General features: G+C 76.4%; 11 protein-coding genes. All 11 read right to left on the bottom strand.

Annotation, left to right across the window (positions count from 1 at the left end; translation table 11 throughout):
* Nucleotide 1: 1 nt before the first annotated feature.
* Genes AC07D6_RS24340 through AC07D6_RS24290 form a run of 11 tightly spaced genes read right to left on the bottom strand, consistent with a single transcriptional unit; the run spans nucleotide 2 to nucleotide 14,902 of the window.
* Nucleotides 2–1,717, bottom strand: a complete 1,716-nt coding sequence (locus AC07D6_RS24340; protein WP_479047624.1) for a hypothetical protein — start codon at nucleotides 1,715–1,717, stop codon at nucleotides 2–4.
* Complete coding sequence (locus AC07D6_RS24335) at nucleotides 1,714–2,250, bottom strand: hypothetical protein (RefSeq protein ID WP_479047622.1); 537 nt, start codon at nucleotides 2,248–2,250, stop codon at nucleotides 1,714–1,716. The genes AC07D6_RS24340 and AC07D6_RS24335 overlap by 4 nt, the downstream gene beginning before the upstream one ends.
* Nucleotides 2,251–2,252: 2 nt before the next feature.
* Complete coding sequence (locus tag AC07D6_RS24330; RefSeq protein WP_479047620.1) at nucleotides 2,253–3,392, bottom strand: hypothetical protein; 1,140 nt, start codon at nucleotides 3,390–3,392, stop codon at nucleotides 2,253–2,255.
* Nucleotides 3,389–5,377 carry a hypothetical protein gene (locus tag AC07D6_RS24325; RefSeq protein ID WP_479047618.1) on the bottom strand — a complete coding sequence of 663 codons (1,989 nt, stop codon included), beginning with the start codon at nucleotides 5,375–5,377 and terminating at the stop codon, nucleotides 3,389–3,391. Before AC07D6_RS24325 ends, AC07D6_RS24330 begins: the two co-directional genes overlap by 4 nt.
* A 2-nt stretch (nucleotides 5,378–5,379) precedes the next feature.
* Complete coding sequence (locus AC07D6_RS24320) at nucleotides 5,380–6,645, bottom strand: hypothetical protein (protein WP_479047616.1); 1,266 nt, start codon at nucleotides 6,643–6,645, stop codon at nucleotides 5,380–5,382.
* A 12-nt stretch (nucleotides 6,646–6,657) separates the two neighbouring features.
* A complete protein-coding gene (locus tag AC07D6_RS24315) occupies nucleotides 6,658–8,634 on the bottom strand; it encodes a phage tail protein (protein ID WP_479047614.1) in 1,977 nt (658 codons plus the stop codon).
* Nucleotides 8,631–10,670, bottom strand: coding sequence for a putative baseplate assembly protein (locus AC07D6_RS24310; RefSeq protein WP_479047612.1), 2,040 nt, complete (start codon nucleotides 10,668–10,670; stop codon nucleotides 8,631–8,633). Before AC07D6_RS24310 ends, AC07D6_RS24315 begins: the two co-directional genes overlap by 4 nt.
* Nucleotides 10,667–12,607 carry a putative baseplate assembly protein gene (locus AC07D6_RS24305; RefSeq protein ID WP_479047610.1) on the bottom strand — a complete coding sequence of 647 codons (1,941 nt, stop codon included), beginning with the start codon at nucleotides 12,605–12,607 and terminating at the stop codon, nucleotides 10,667–10,669. The genes AC07D6_RS24310 and AC07D6_RS24305 overlap by 4 nt, the downstream gene beginning before the upstream one ends.
* Nucleotides 12,604–13,026 (bottom strand): GPW/gp25 family protein, encoded by a 423-nt coding sequence (locus AC07D6_RS24300; RefSeq protein WP_315880307.1) that lies wholly within the window; start codon nucleotides 13,024–13,026, stop codon nucleotides 12,604–12,606. Before AC07D6_RS24300 ends, AC07D6_RS24305 begins: the two co-directional genes overlap by 4 nt.
* Nucleotides 13,023–13,724, bottom strand: a complete 702-nt coding sequence (locus AC07D6_RS24295; protein WP_315880306.1) for a phage baseplate assembly protein V — start codon at nucleotides 13,722–13,724, stop codon at nucleotides 13,023–13,025. Before AC07D6_RS24295 ends, AC07D6_RS24300 begins: the two co-directional genes overlap by 4 nt.
* Complete coding sequence (locus AC07D6_RS24290; protein ID WP_315880305.1) at nucleotides 13,721–14,902, bottom strand: phage late control D family protein; 1,182 nt, start codon at nucleotides 14,900–14,902, stop codon at nucleotides 13,721–13,723. The genes AC07D6_RS24295 and AC07D6_RS24290 overlap by 4 nt, the downstream gene beginning before the upstream one ends.

Here is a 14,902-nt window from a genome sequence, read left to right as displayed (position 1 = left end):
CTCACCCTCCCGAGAACGTCAGGGTCCGCCCGCCCAGCCAGACCACGTCGGGCACGTCGGCGAGCAGCCCGCCGCGCAGCAGGTCCGCGTGGCGCCGTCCCATCGGGACGCGCACCCGGACGGCGGCGGGCTCGAACCGGACGGTGGCCTCCAGGTCGGCGAAGCGGTTCAGGGCCGGCAGCGGGTCGGGGATCTCGCGGTCGCGCCAGAGCGTCCAGGCGATCGTGGACAGGCCCAGGGCCGCGGCCAGGGTGACGGTGCGCTCCAGCGCGGCGTCCCGCGCGAGCGGCACCGCCCGGCGCTCGGTGACCAGAGCGGTGACCAGGCCCGCCAGCCGGTCGGCGTGGCCGGGCAGTTCGGCGGCGAGGCGCGGGTCGGGCCGTCGCCGCGTGGTGCCCGTCCACAGCGGCGTGCGCCAGGGCAGCCGCGCGACCGGGTCACCGCGCAGCGGCCGTACGCCCGTCAGGAACGGCACGTCCACCGAGGCCAACTCGCGCAGGGAGCCGGGGGGCAGGGGGCCGTCGCAGACCAGCACGGGCGGCCGTCCGCACTCCCGCCAGTACGGCAGCAGCGCCGCGGTGTCCGCCGCCCAGGCGATCGGGAACACGCCCTGGGCGTCGACGAGGAGCAGCCCGTCACCGGTGTCGGTGCCGGTGAGCAGAAGCGGGTCGGCGGGGTCGTGGCCGCGGCACACGGAGAGCGCGAGGACGCCGTCGAGCACCGGGAGCGCGGGGCGTACGGCGCGCGCGAACGCGGTCAGCCGCTCCTCGGGGACGGGCGGTTCGAGCCCGGCGAAGGCGGCGGCCGCCTCGCTGTCCTGTTCCCCGCGGCGCCAGCCGCGCGCGGTCGCGCCCAGCACCTTGTACGCCAGGGCGGCGGCGAACAGCGGCGCTTCCTCGGCCAGTTCCACTCCGGCCAGGGCGGGGCCGATCGCGTCGAGGTACCCGATGCGCGCCAGGGGCCCGGCGAGCAGGAACGGCAGCGCGGACCGCACGCGGACCTCTCCGCCGGCGCGCGCCGCGACGGCGCCCCCCTCCCGCGGGGCCGGTTCCCCTGCCGCCCGGTCGTGCGGGCCGGTCAGGGACCGCACCAGCCGTGCCGCCTCCTCGCGGCCGGCCGATCCCAGGTACGCGGCGAGGTGCCCGGGCTGCGGCTCGACCGGCCCGCCGGTGCGGGCGCGCCGGACGAGCTCCGCGAGCAGGTGGGCCGCCGCCGCGTCGTCGGCGCCGAGCAGGGCGAGCGCGTACGCCCGGAGCGACTCCTCGGGCAGCAGCGCGATCAGCGCGTCCAGTTCGCCCCGTTCGGCGAGTTCGCCGAAGAGGGCGGCGGCCACGGGCTCGGCCCGCGGGCCCGCCGTCGCGGCGAAGGACTCCTCGAACGACACCGCGCCGGGGGGCTCCTCACCAAGGGCCTCCGCCAGCGGGACCGGTGCGAAGCGGACCTCGGTGGGCGCGCGGGTCCGGCCGGGCCATCCGGGCCCGCCCGGCCGGACGGTGACGGTCACCGGTTCGGTGATCTCCACGTCCGGGCCGTCGCCGGCCAGTTGCTGCGCGAAGTGGTCCACCAGCAGCTCCGGGAGGGTGTCGATCACGTTCTGCACCAGGGCGCGCGGATCGGGTCCCCAGCTCCACCCGCCGCGCCGGACCACCGTCACCGTGCACCGGTGCACGGTGATCCCGCCGGTTTCCTCGGCGGTCCGCGCGGGCGGCCCGGTCACGTCACCCCCGCCTTCTCCAGGCGGCCCGCCCAGCCCACCACGAGCACCAGCACGCCGTGCGTACCGCCCGGGTCGAGGGTCAGGGGCAGGGTCACCCGGTTCTGCTGGGCGGGGATCTCCCCGGCCAGTACGCGGGTGTCCTGGTCGTCGGAGACCAGGGCGACCACCCTGGTGGGCCGGGCCACCGCGACCCGTACGGTGACGGTGAGTCCGTCCGGCGCCAGCGCGACGCCCTCGCCGCCGCTCCACGCGGCCAGGCGCAGCAGCGTGGGTTTGGGCCTGCCCTCGGGGGTCAGTTCGACCCCGAAGGCCAGCGGGTCGGCGAAGACGGCCGGTTCGTCGTCCACGGTCGCCACGGCGAGCTCCCCGGCGTTCAGCGGGAGGGTGGCGGTGCGGCCGCCGCCGAGAAGGACGCGCAGCGGCAGCGCGCGCCCGACGAGCGCGGCCGCGTCGGCCGGTGCGTCGGCGCCGGTCAGGGCCACGGCGCCCACGACGTGGCCGGTGTCGGCCGCGTACACCACGGTGAGGGCCATCGTCAGCCACCGCCGTTCGTCGGCGCGACCGTCGCCAGGACGAGGAAGTCGACGGCCCCGGGCCGTTCGACGACCGCGGCCGGGACGGCCAGCGGGTCGTACAGACGTGTCCGGCACCTGACCCTGCGCTCGCCGTCCACGGCGGCCTCCACCGTGCTGACCAGCGTGGAGTCCGTCGGGGGCGGCGGGGTGCGCGGGGTCAGCCGCACATGGACCACGACCCGGCCGTCGGCGACCTGGTCCGGGGTGATGCCGGGGGGCAGCGGCAGCAGCGTCCCGTCGGTGGCGGTACCGGAGGCCACCAGTGTGCTGCCGGTCGACATCCGGCCGCTGAAGCCGCCCTCGACGGTGAGGTTGCCGTTGGCCGCGACGGTCATCAGCGGGGCGATCGTGCCGCCGCCCCGGTACAGGCCGAAGACCAGGCTCGGCTGGTCGCCGCCGGACAGCACGAGCGCGGGCCGGCCCTCCTGGGCCGCCGTGCCCGTCCGCAGGGTCAGCGAGTCCGACCGGGCCGCGACGGTGTCCGCGCGCACGCCCGTGAAGCGCACCCCCACGCCGCGCGCCCGGGTCTCCACGCCGCTGAAGTGGCCGTCCGTCCAGCGGACGTAGCCGAGCAGGACGAGCCAGCGGCCGGGCGGATCGGCCGGCGGGGCGCCGATGGCGGGCGGTCGCTGCTCCTCGGCCAGCCGCTCGTCGCCGAGGCGCCCGAAGAGGATCTGGTACGACTCCTCCACCCGCGTCCCGGTGGCGCCGCCGGCGCAGGGGACGGGGCCCGGGGGTCCGCCCGGTTTCCGGTCGGCCGCGGTGAGGAACACCGGGTAGGGCTCGTCCGTGGGCTGGTCCGCGCCGTTGACCTCCTCGAAGTCGCTCTCGCGCAGCACGACCGGCTCGGGGACGACCACTTCGCGGCCGGTGCCGTCGACGGCGATCCCCGGCGCCACGGCCACTTCGAGGTGGCGGGTGTTGGTCAGCGGGTCGGTACGGGGCTCGGTGACCAGGCCGAGCCCTTCGGCGACGCCCCACTCGTGCAGGTGGCGCGCGTGCCGGGCGGCCAGGCCGCGCGCGTACTCCACCGTGGCCGTCAGGTCCGCGGCGGCCAGTACCTGACCCTCGTGGAAGGCGGGGCGCAGCGGGCCGGTCATGGCGTGCCCCCGGGCTTCTGGCCACGGGAGGAACGGGTGCGCTTGGCCGGCGGCCTGGCGGGTTCGTCCTGGTCCGGCGGCCCGCCCGGCGCCTCCTCGGAGGTACCGGCCGCTCCTGAGCCCGACCCCCGGTCCGGTGCCTCGACCCGCTCCCGGAGCCGGGCCACTTCGGTCTGCGCGCTGCCCAGTCGGGTGCGCAGGCCCTCCAGCGCGGAGGTCAGGTCGGCGACCTGCACGCGCAGCACGGCCAGTTCGTGCATGCTGTCGGTCACCTCGCTCGGGGTCGTGTAGACCTGTTCGTGCAGCGCCTTGGGCGGGGTCTCCCCCGGTGCGGGGGTGAGCAGCAGGGACAGCATCTCCTCCAGGTCCCCCGTGCGCGGCCAGTCGCCGAGCAGCCCCTCGACGTACGGCCGTGCCACTTCGCCCTCCGGCGGGAGCGTCGGCCTCCGGTGCGGCGGCACCGGACGGCAGCACACCCGTTCGGCCAGTTCGCGCAGCCGGTAGAGCTTGGGCAGCCACTCGCCGTACGCCGATCCGCCCGGCAGCACCTGTTCCCGGGTGGCCGAGCAGACCCGTACGACGTCGCAGCCGTCCAGTTCCAGGTGGGCGAGCAGGACGTCGGTGTCCGCGCAGTCGCCGTACGGCGGGTTGAGCGTGGCGCACGCCGCGTCGGTCAGGAAGCGCCGCAGCGCGACGGTCAGTGCCGCCACCGCCTCGGCGATCTGCTGCACCTCGGCGACGGTCGCCCTCTCCACGCTGTCTTGGGGCGGGGCCGGCAGCGGCGGCGGTACGTCGACGGCGGCGACCTCCGCGCGCAGCCGGCAGTCGCCGGTCCCGCCCGACTGGTCCAGGCGGCACAGCAGCCACTCCCGGATCAGGGCGAGGTCCGCCCGGAAGTCCACCCGCAGCGCGTGGCTCAACGGGGTGCCCTGGGCCAGCATGCGCACCTCCAGCGGCGCGTCGGCGTCACCCCGCTCCGGTACGACCCGGGCCGCCGTCTCGGTGACGACCGCGCGGGCGAGCGTGCGGCGCAGCGGGTCGGGCCACGCCGCCTCCGTGTCGGTGCCGCCGAGCCGGTCGCACGCCGTGCCCAGGACACGGCGGGCCTCCGCGACCGTGGCGAGGTCCGGGTACTCCCTCCTGAGCCGGTCCTGCCCGGCCGGGTCGTGGGTGTCGAACCGGGCCACGCCGCTGGCGAGCGCGCGGACGTGCTCGGTCATCTCGCGGGCCGCCGGCGGGGGCGGGGGGCCCTCGCCGGCCGCGTTCTCGCGCAGCCACGCCAGGGAGGTGGCGTAGCGCCTGGCGTCGGCGGCGTCGAAGCGGAACGCCCGGCCCGTGCCGGCCGAGGCCGTGGACAGCGCGTCGAGGTGGTGGCCGAGCCGCCGGTCCCGGGTGCGCGCCCGGTCGGCCCGCGCGAGGTCGCCGATGGCGGCGAGCAGCCGGGTGCCGGGGTTGTGGCGGTGGTCCTCGACGTCGCCGCACTTGACGACGAAGCGGAACCCCTCCTGGATCCGGGAGGGCACGCAGCCCGGCGAGGGGCAGGGCTCCTCCGTGGCGTACGGCGCCACCGGCTCGACGGGGAGCTCCTGGTAGCGCACGTAGAGCCCGTAGCGGCGCCCGCCGTCGTCGCAGTCCTCCGCGCAGTCCGCGCCGAGGGCGCCGATCCGCTGCTCCCGGACCAGGGCCTGCACGTCGACCTGTTCGGTGCAGGGCACCACGATGTCGTTCCCGGCGCAGTCGAGCGCGTGGCCGGGGTGCACCGCCACGGTTCCGCCACCGCAGGGGGCGCAGGTGACGCCGAGGCCGCGGACGACGCCGGGCCCGTACAGGGAGCGGTTGCGCAGTCTGCCCTTCGCGGTCGTGTAGTCGATCAGGAGGCTGAGGTCGTCCTCGGTCAGCAGCTGGCCCGCGAAGAAGCGGGGGCGTACGAAGGCGGAGGTCCGGGCGGTGTCACCCCCGCAGCCGCATCCGCAGTCTGTTCGCATGATCAGCGCTCCTTCACGAAGAACCAGCTCTCGAAGACGTCCCCGCCCGCGCCGGTGCCGGACGTCCAGGGACCGACGCCCGACGGCGGGAGGCCGCATCCCCCGCGGGCCGCGGGCCCGTCCGCGCCGGCATCGGCTTCGGCGTCCGCACGGGTGCCGATGGTCGGTACGCGACCGCCGACGTGGGTGCCGTCGACCGGGCGGCAGCAGCGGTCCAGGACGAACGCGGAGCGGACGGTGATCATCACGCGGTCGCCGTCCTGCAGCGTCTCGCGCGTGGTCTGGCGGTAGCGGAACCGCCGCGTGAACTCGCCGCACCCGGAGTCCGGTTCGGCGAACGTGCCGCCCATGTACCAGGTGGAGGCGTTGCGGCCGCTGCCGCCCTCGATCACCTGGAGCTCGACCACGCCGGGTCGCAGCGAGTCGGTGCGCACGTCGGCGGAGAACCGCACCACCAGCCCGGCGCCCTCGTCCTGGGTGCCGAGCAGCGCCCTGGCCTCGTCGACGGTGTAGGTGTGTCCGTGGATCCAGTTGATCCCGGTGATCACCGTGGGCAGGTGGCGGCCGAACGGGCGGCGCACGTTCATGTGGATCCGGCTGCGGCGCACCGGCTCGTGCCAGTCCACGCGGTCGATCCGCGCCAGCCACAGCACCTTGTGCTCGCACCGCGAGCAGCAGGTGTCGCAGCGCTCGTCCACCGGGGGCTCACAGCCGGTGACGCAGATCCTGTAGCACTCCTCGGTCCAGCCGAACTCGCAGTCGGAGGTGTCCGCGCAGGCGTCGTCGTAGACGGCGCGGGTGGGCTCCACGGGCCGCTCGGCGTACCGGACGCCGACCCAGACCGTGTCGGTGTCCCGCTCGTCGCGGGGCAGCGCCTTCCACAGGTCGACCACGCAGCCGCCCCGCACCACGACCTCGTTGCCCTCGCAGTCCACGGCGAGGCCGGGGGTGATCCTCACCCTGGCCCCGCGCCGGGCGTGCTCCGGCTCCGCGCCGTCCTCCCCGGCCGGCACGGACGCGTCGGCCTCCGCCGCGGGCCCGCCACCGGGCGGGCAGCCGCCGTCCGGCGGCGGCACCGGCTCGACGAACAGGCCGCACACCACGCCGTAGCCGAGCAGGCTGCGCAGGCGCAGCCGCGACTTCTCGCGGTGGTAGTCCTGTTCGCGCTGGAAGTCGCGGGCGCCCAGCATCTGGCCGTGGAAATAGCGCAACCTGCGCAGCGGCGGCACGTCGGGCTCCGCTGCCGCCGGCGCTCCTGTCTCCGTCATCTTCCCGTCCTCTCACGACACTTGTGTATGCACACCGACGGCGGAGACGACCCCCAGGCCCATCCCCCGGCGCGGTCCTGCGGGTCCCGGCCTGAGCACCCCGTCGTGGTTCAGCCGCAGCGGGGCACCTCCGCCGAGCACGGGGGGCGGCAGCGGGACGAACGCCGTGTCCACGCCGACCGCGGACCGGGAGCCGACGACGAAGCCGGCGCCACCGGTCCGTACCGTCCCCACCGTGTGCGCGGGTGCCTGGCGCTCCACCAGCCGCCGCAGCGCCCGTACGTCCGCCGACCCGGCGGGCAGGAGCACCCGGAACCGGTGGGCGTGCGCGGCGAGGGGGTCGCCGTCCGGATCTCCGAAGGCGCGCAGCGGTGCCGCGCCCAGGGCCGATCCGCCGACCCGGAAGCGGCTCGCCGACCGGCCGAACAGCCGTACGGAACCGAGTCCCCGGCCCGACTCCCCCGGTCCGGGGTCGTCGAGGGCCGCCCGCAGCCACGCCCAGCGGCGGTCGGCCGCCAGCTCGTCGACGACCGGGGTCACCCCGAACACGATGCGGACGGCCTCCCGCAGCGCCCACGGCGTGCCACGGCGCCGGTACAGCTCCGGGGCCGCGGCCAGCAGCGCGCGCCGGGTCCGCGCGTCCCAGCCCGCCTCGAACGACAGGCCCAGCAGTCCGGCCAGCCACGGCAGCACGCGGTCGGGGACGCCCGCCGGGTCGAGCAGGGCCGGGTACCGCTCGATGGCCCGGTCGAGCTCGGCGAAGGCGGCGTCGAACAGCGACAGGAAGCGCTCGGTGAAGTCGTCGGCCTCGGGGTCCTGGCGGAAGGCGGGCGGCAGCAGGTCGGCGCTGGTGGCCCGGGGGAAGTCCAGCCGGATCCGGTGGACGACCGGAGTCGCGCCGCCGTCGCCCGACAGCCGGAGCCTCAGCCGCAGGAAGCGGCCGGGCGGCTGGTCGACGAGGAAGTCCCCGGCCCCCGGCGCCGCGGCCTGCCAGTCGCCCTCCTCGTGGTGGCCGTCCTCGGTCACCACGATCTCGGTGCGGACCGCCGTGCCGGCGGGCACGTCGGCGTCGACGCGCACGCGGTGCCAGCGGCAGCGCGAGACACCGCTGTCGACCAGGGTGGTGACGTACGAGCCGCTGGTCACGTACGCGTCGGTCGCCGGCGGCACGGGCTCGCGGGGCAGACCCCGCCAGGTGTGGCAGTGGGTCTCGGGCCCGTCCGGGCCCTTCTCGTCCAGGCAGAAGCCGTCCTCGGTCGCCGAGACGAGCGCGGACGGCGGCAGCGCCGCGGCCAGTTCGTCGGCGGTGGCGGTGCGGAAGGGCCGGCCGGGGCCGCCCCGGTGGATCCCCAGTCGGGTGCCGTCGTCGGTGAGCAGCCACACCGTCCGCTCCGGTCCGGTGCGCAGGCCGACGATCTCGCCCCGGACACCGGTGCGCAGCACCCCGCGGAAGCCGCCCGCCGAGTCGAACCGGCGCAGGTCCGCGCTGCCCCGGCAGGCGACCAGGACCTCGTCGTCCGGCGCGGGCGCGGCCCACCGGGGCCGCCGCACCGGGATCACCCCGGCGAGCTGGGCGCCCTCACGGCGCCATACGAGCACCCGGTCGGACTCCACCACGGCCAGCCGGTGCCCGCGCGCGGCGACCGAGACCGGCTCGCGCAGCGTGCCGGGGTCGAGGGCGGGCGGCCACACGGGGGTGAAGGCGCCGCCGCAGGCGCCGCGGCGCAGCAGCAGCCGCTCCCCGGGGACCAGCAGGTACCAGGCGCGCGGCGCGCAGCCGGGCGCGAGCCGCGGGTCGGGGAACCACGGCAGCAACCGGGCCCTCGTGGGGCCTTCCGGCAGGGAGCCGCGGTGGGCGAGCCGGATCCCCGCCGGGTCGTCGAAGCCGACGATGCCGCCCGTGCCCGGTTCGCTCCCGGCGGGGGCCTCGTCCCAGCCGACGTACGCGTCGAGGAGGCGGTAGGTCGCGGGGTGGGGTGTGCACGTCATGGCCGGTCTCCTACGGGGATCAGCAGCGGGCGCTCCGGCCAGACCAGGTCGTGGGGCCCGATCGCGTGGTCGGCGCAGGACGGCAGCCGCACCCCGTCGACGGTGAGCGAGAGCCGGGGGACGGCCAGGACCCCGTCGACCGCGAGGAGGCGCCGGACCAGGGGGACGTGCCGCAGCGTGCCGCCGAACGGCCAGCCCGCGCCGTCCTCCCCGCCGCGCAGCGGGTCCAGGTAGGCGCGCACCGCGTCGCCCGCCCTCGCCAGGACCGCGGCGCGGTCGTGGTCCGGGTCGAGGGCGACCCACGACTCGACGGCGACGCGGCGGTACGGCGCGGGGGCCGCGACCACGGTGACCCCGGCGGGGGCGGCCTCGCGGGTCAGGAAGTCGGCGACGGCCCGCAGCGTCGCGGCGGTGGGGACCGGGGGTTCTCCGGTGTCGTCGCCCGGGGGCACGACGAGGACCCCCACGACGCCGGGGATCGGCGCTCCGGCGAAGTCGGGGTGGAGGCCGGGCACGCCCCGGGCGCGGGCCACGGACGCGCCGGGCGCACGGGTGGCCAGCAGTCCGTAGTCGGCCGGGGCCACGGCCCGTCCGCGGGCGCGCAGTTGGCCGACGCCCCGGCGCATCGTGTCGGCGTCGGGCTCGGCGTCCGCACCGCCCGAGGACGGGAAGGGGTTGGTGACGCCGACGACGTGCGGCAGGGCGGTCACCACGGCGTTGACGGCGCCGGCGCGCACGGCACCGGCGGCGCCTCCGCCCACGCGGTAGCGGACGGCGCGGACGTTGCGGAAGCCGGGCGGCACGGCCGCGCCGTGGACGCCGTCCCCGAACGTCACCTCGCCGCTCTCGTGGTCGACGGTGAAGACGCGGTCGTCCGCGCCGTGGGCGGCCAGGCTCTCCACCTCCCGCCAGCGGGAGGCGGAACCTGCCGTGGTGCCGAACACGTCGGCGCCGGGGTCGTCGTCGACCTCGATGACCACGGACCCGGTGAGGACGGGCACCTGGCTGAGCCTCATGCGGCGAAGACCGCTCCCCCCGGTCTCCTGGATCGGCTGGAGCGGTTCGTCCCTGATCGTGCGGGCGGCCGTGGCGGTGACCGTGTTCAGCCGCAGTCCGGTCAGCACCGGCGCGGGTCCGTCGAAGGCGCCGTGCGCCATCCGCAGGCGCAGCCAGCGCAGCGGGGGCCCCGGGCGGGTGCCGGGCGGGCTGCCCGGCGCCCACGCGCGCGGGACGCGCAGTTCGACGGTCCCGCTCGCCCGGAACCCGGCCGTGGAGTCGCGCACCAGCTCGGCGGGGACGAGCCGGGTGCCGTCCAGTACGTCCCAGCGCAGCAGCGGCGCGGGGGCCTGCGGCAAGGGCGCCGGGCCGCCGGAGTCCACGGGCGCGGGCGGGGCGGCGGCCACGACGAAGCCCAGCGAGAGGCGGGGGTGGGGGGCGGCCGTCCCGGCGAGTCCGATCCACAGGCCGTTGCCGGGCTCCGGGTCCCGGCCGAACGGCGCGAACGGGCGGCCGGGCCCGGCCGGGCCCAGCGGCAGGGACTCCAGCGTGCCGCCCTCCTGCACGGCGAGGGCGGCGAGGACGGCCGGAGTGGCGTACAGGTCCTGGTCCGTCTCGTACACCACCCGCCCGGCCGGGCCGGACGCCGCGCTCTGGAACCCGGCCGGTACGAGGACGGAGGCGCCGTCCGGCGGGTTCACGGTGAACTCCAGGAGGGCCGTCGCCACCCCCGCCGGGCGCCGTCGCACCCCCGCCGTCGCCAGGTGCTCGGCCAGCACCTTCTCGGGCAGCCGGTTGACCCGCGCGAGCACGGGTTCGGCCTGGGTGCCGAAGAGGCGGACGAGCGCGACCCCGGCGTCCCGGCGGTCGGGGTCGGTCCAGTCCGGGGTGTGGCCCGCGATCCGGCCGCGTACCCCGGACCGGACCGCCTCGCGGGTCGCGTCGGTCAGCTCGGGCTGGACGCCGGACGGCCCGGGGCCCGGTACGATCCGCCCCTCCTTCTCCCGGGCGGCCTTCTCCCACCACACGTCGCCGGTCATACGAGCCCCTCCCCCGGTTCGGCGGCGGGCACGATCCGGGTGCGGACCGCCCGCAGGACGGGGAGTTCACCGGGGCCGAGCGGGACTTCCCGGCAGTCCTCGTCCGGGGCCGCCCCGTCGAGGCCGATCGCCACGGCGGAGACGTCCGCGAGGTCGCCCAGCGCGCGCTGCGCGGCCCGCAGCAGGGCCGCGGGCCGCAGCGGCTGCCCGAACGGCCAGCCGTCCCGGTCGTCGCCCCCCACCAGCGGGTCGAGGAAGCGGCGCAGCGCCCCGGTGAGCACGGCGGACACCCGGGCGCGGTCGGCGGGGTCGCCCGACAGGTCGGCGCGCACCGCCACGTCGCGGTAGCGGGGCGCGCGGACGAAGACCTCGGAGGTGAGCAGCCGGGCCCGCTCCAGCCGGGCGGCGACCGCGCACAGCATGCCCGGGTCGGGACGGGGCGCGGCGACGAAGTCCTCGCGGGCCAGGTCGTCGCGCGGCACCGCCGGCACGAGGTGCACGGTGACCGCCCCGGGCACCCGGGAGCACGGGAAGCCGGGGTGCTCGCCCAGGGCGGCGTGGGCGCGGGCGACGGCGACGCCCGGCGTCGTACGGGCGAGGGTGACGAAGTCGTCGGCGGTGACCGCGCGGGTCACCTCGCCCAGGGAGGCGGCGGCGCGCCGCCGCGCCTCGGCGACGGTCTCCGGGTCGGCGCCGCCTTCGGCGCGTACGGGGTTGGCGGCCGTGACCGCCGCCGGGGTCTCCTCGGCCGGGACCCAGTTGGCGGTCATGCCGCCGTTGCCGTCCCGGCCGCCGCCGACGGCGTACGCGACGTCCGCGTCGCGGCCCGGCCGGGGGATGCGGCCGGTGAGCCCGTCGCCGAACACCACCGCGCCCTCGGTCCGGTCGAGCACGAAGATCCGGTCGGCCGGCCCGCCGAAGGTGAGGTCCGGCACGGGCCGCCACTCCTCCCCCGCGAGCCGCAGGTCCGCCTCGACGAGCCGTTCGGCGGCCTCCGGCAGCACGAGGCGCTGGCCGGGCAGCTTGAGCCAGGCGTCGATCTGCTCCCGCAGTTCGGCGCCGCCCGCGGTGCGCCGCCGCAGGTGGCGCGCGGCGGACACGTTGAGGGCGAGTTGGAGCAGGCGCGGCGGGGCGGCGTGGGTCGCGGCCGGGGTCGACACGAGGACGCCGCTGTCCCGGGTGGTCCAGCCGGAGGGCGGGTGGAGCCGTACGACTCCGGAGCGCCTGAGCCCGGCCGTGCCGTCCTCGACCTTCTCGAACGGTCCGTGGGCGTCGGTGCCCGGGCGGAACCAGGACCAGGTCAGCTCGGCGGGGGGCGGCACGTCGGCGACCGCCCCGGGCAGCCACGACGGCGCGGACGCGGCGGGCGCGTCCAGCTCGAACAGCAGGCTGAGCGGGCCGGGCGCGGGGTGCGCCCCGGTGAGCGGCAGGGTGAACCGGACGTGCGCGGGGGCCCCGTCGGCGGCCAGGAGCGGGACGCCCCGGCGGGCCGGCAGGTCCGCCGTGCGGTCGCGGTCGGTCCACACGGTGACCTGCGCGCCCTCGGCGAGCGGGAAGACGGCCACGTCGTCGTCGAGGGTGAAGACGACCTGCCCCGCCGGGTCGCGGGTGAGCGCCGTCCCGGCGGGGACGACCGGGACCGCGGTGCCCTCCTGCCGGGCTTCGAGGCGCAGCACGGTGGCCGCGGGCCGGGCCGGGCGCGGGGGTTCGAGGCCGAGCAGCCCCAGCACGGCGACCACGAGCGCGTCCGGCACCTGGTCGAGCCAGTACAGCCGCTGTTCGAGGAGGTAGGCGAAGAGTTCGAGGAGGGTGACGCCGGGGTCGACGGGCGCGTGCAGCGTCCAGGCGCCGTCCGACTCGGCGGGGATCCGGTGGCGGATGGCCGCCATCATGTCGGCCCAGGTGAGGTCGTCCAGCTTGGGCGCGGGCAGGGTCACGGCGTCCTCCCCGTGGGGGCGGTGGGCCCGGTGAGCCCGGCGTAGAACGGGAACACGAGGTTCGCCTTGGTGTTGCTGCGCCGGACGCGGTAGACGACGGAGACGGTGATCCGCGACTCGTCGGCCGGGTCGGCCTCCGCGCGGACCTCGTCGAGCTCCACCCTGGGCTCGTGGTCGCGGACGGCGGCGGCGATCGAGTTCTCCAGGTCGCGCAGGTTCTGTACGCTGCCGGGCGCGAAGAGCAACTCGTGGGCCCGCGTGCCGAGTTCGGGTCGCATGACCCGCTCGCCCGTGCCGGTGAGCAGCAGCGCCCTCAGACAGTGCTCGATGCTCTCCTCGCCGACGGCGTACCCCAGCCGCCCGGACGCGTCGGGCAGGATCGGGAACCGCCAGCCGGTCCCGAGGAACTCCTCGCTCATGCCGTCCTCGACTTCTTGGCCAGTACGGCGGGGGTGAGCGGCGGGGCCGGCGGGCCGGTGGGCCCGGCGGCGGTCGGGTGGGTGTGCGCGTTGAACGCCTGGAGCAGCGCGTTGCCGAGCACGAGGGGCTCGGTGCTGCCGCCGCCAAGGTCGATGGAGGGGGAGTCGACCGTCACCTTCGGCGCCTTGAGCGTGATCTCCCCCTGCGCGGTCACGGTCACGCTGCCGCCCTCGGCGGCGGTGATCCGGATCGCCTTCCCCCGGTCGTCCAGCTCCACCACGTGTCCGGCGGCCGACGTGATCCGGACGGCGGCGTCGGACCGCGTGTCGTCGAGCAGCACCTCGTGCCCGTGCCTGGTCCGGATCGCCTTCTGGTCGCGGCCCCCGGTACGGGCGGTCGGCGGCTTGTCCTTGCCGTTGTAGAGGCCGCCGAGCACGATCGGGAACCGCATGTCCCCGTGGACGAAGGCGACGAGGACCTCGTCGCCCTTCTCGGGCACGAACACGGTGCCGTAGCCGTCCCCGGCGTACGGCTGGCTGACGCGGATCCAGTCGGTGACCGTGACGTCGTCGAACCACGGGAACCTCAGTTTGACCCGGCCCTCGTCGTCGCCCTCGTTCTCCACGACGAGCGCTTCGACGACGCCGTAGTACCGCTTGTCGGTGCTGCGGGCCCGCGGTGTGGTCCTGGTGGTCACTGGTCCCCCTGGTGGATCCGCCGTCCGGTGAACTGGGTGAAGAACCCGCTGGTGTTGAGCGTGTGCTCGACCCGTTTGACGAAGTACATGCCGGAGAACCGGCGCCCGAGGCCGTGGATCTCCAGGTTGTCGCCGGGCCGCAGTTCGGGCAGGCCCGCCACCTTGCCGGTGGCGGTGATGAACTCGTAGGCGCGCTCCCTCAGCAGGCTGATCGCCAGTTCGCGGGCCTCCTGGTCGCTGCCGACCGGCGCGTCGACCAGGACCTCCTGGCGGCCCTGCAGCGCGGACTCGGCGACCTGCGGCCCGCTCTGCCCGTCGGCGGTGTTCTGTCCGGCCGGCAGGTTCTCCGCGGTCGCGGTGAACGCGATGGGCTGTTTGGTACGGGGGTCCCAGCCGCGCACCGTGACCTTGCTGACCTGCTGCGACACGGTCAGGGTCGGGGTGAACTCCAGCAGGTTGGGGACCAGCCCCTCGGGTTGGGCGGTGGGGCCGGTGGACAGCCCCGGCGCGTAGGCCAGCCGGTACACCCGGATGGGGCGGCCGTCGCGGCCGTCGGTCGGCTTGATGAAGTAGAGCGTGTCCTCGCCGGTCCCGGGGTCGGGCAGGATGTAGCAGTCGAAGTCCAGCCGCTTGGCCCGCTCCAGCAGGAACGTCGCGTCGTCCTGGTTCTTCTGCACCACCCGGTCGTGGGTCGGCCCCTCGCGGGTGACCTCGACCCGGAGGTGGTTGCGCTGGGCGATCTGCTCGGCGATCCGCCAGTCGGGCAGGTGGCGGTAGATCTTGGTCTCCTCCCCGGTGGGTTTGCGGTCCTTGAGCCGCAGCAGCCCGTCCACTCCGCTGACCTGGACGGTGGGGGACGCGCTCTCGGTGAACTTCGGGCTGAGCGTGGAGATGGTCCCGGTGGCGACGGTGAGCAGCTTGTCGGCGTAGCCGAGCCGTACCGAGACCCGGCCGCCGAGCCGGAAGCTCGGCGAGTCGCTGTGCTTGAACCGCAGGTGGGCGTCGTCCCAGTTGTTGAGGGTGAGGTCGAAGCCCGACATCTCGTCGATGTCCCGGTTCACCTTGATGTCGATGATGTCGTTCTTGGTGGAGGGGTCCATCTCCAGTCCCTCGATGCGCACCTCGAACTCGGGCGCGTACCGGTCGGGTGGGGCCACCTCGGGGGTGGGGGTGGTCAT

The sequence above is a fragment of the Streptomyces sp. NPDC045287 genome (assembly GCF_056432325.1).
This window is presented reverse-complemented; position numbering and strand designations above follow the sequence as displayed.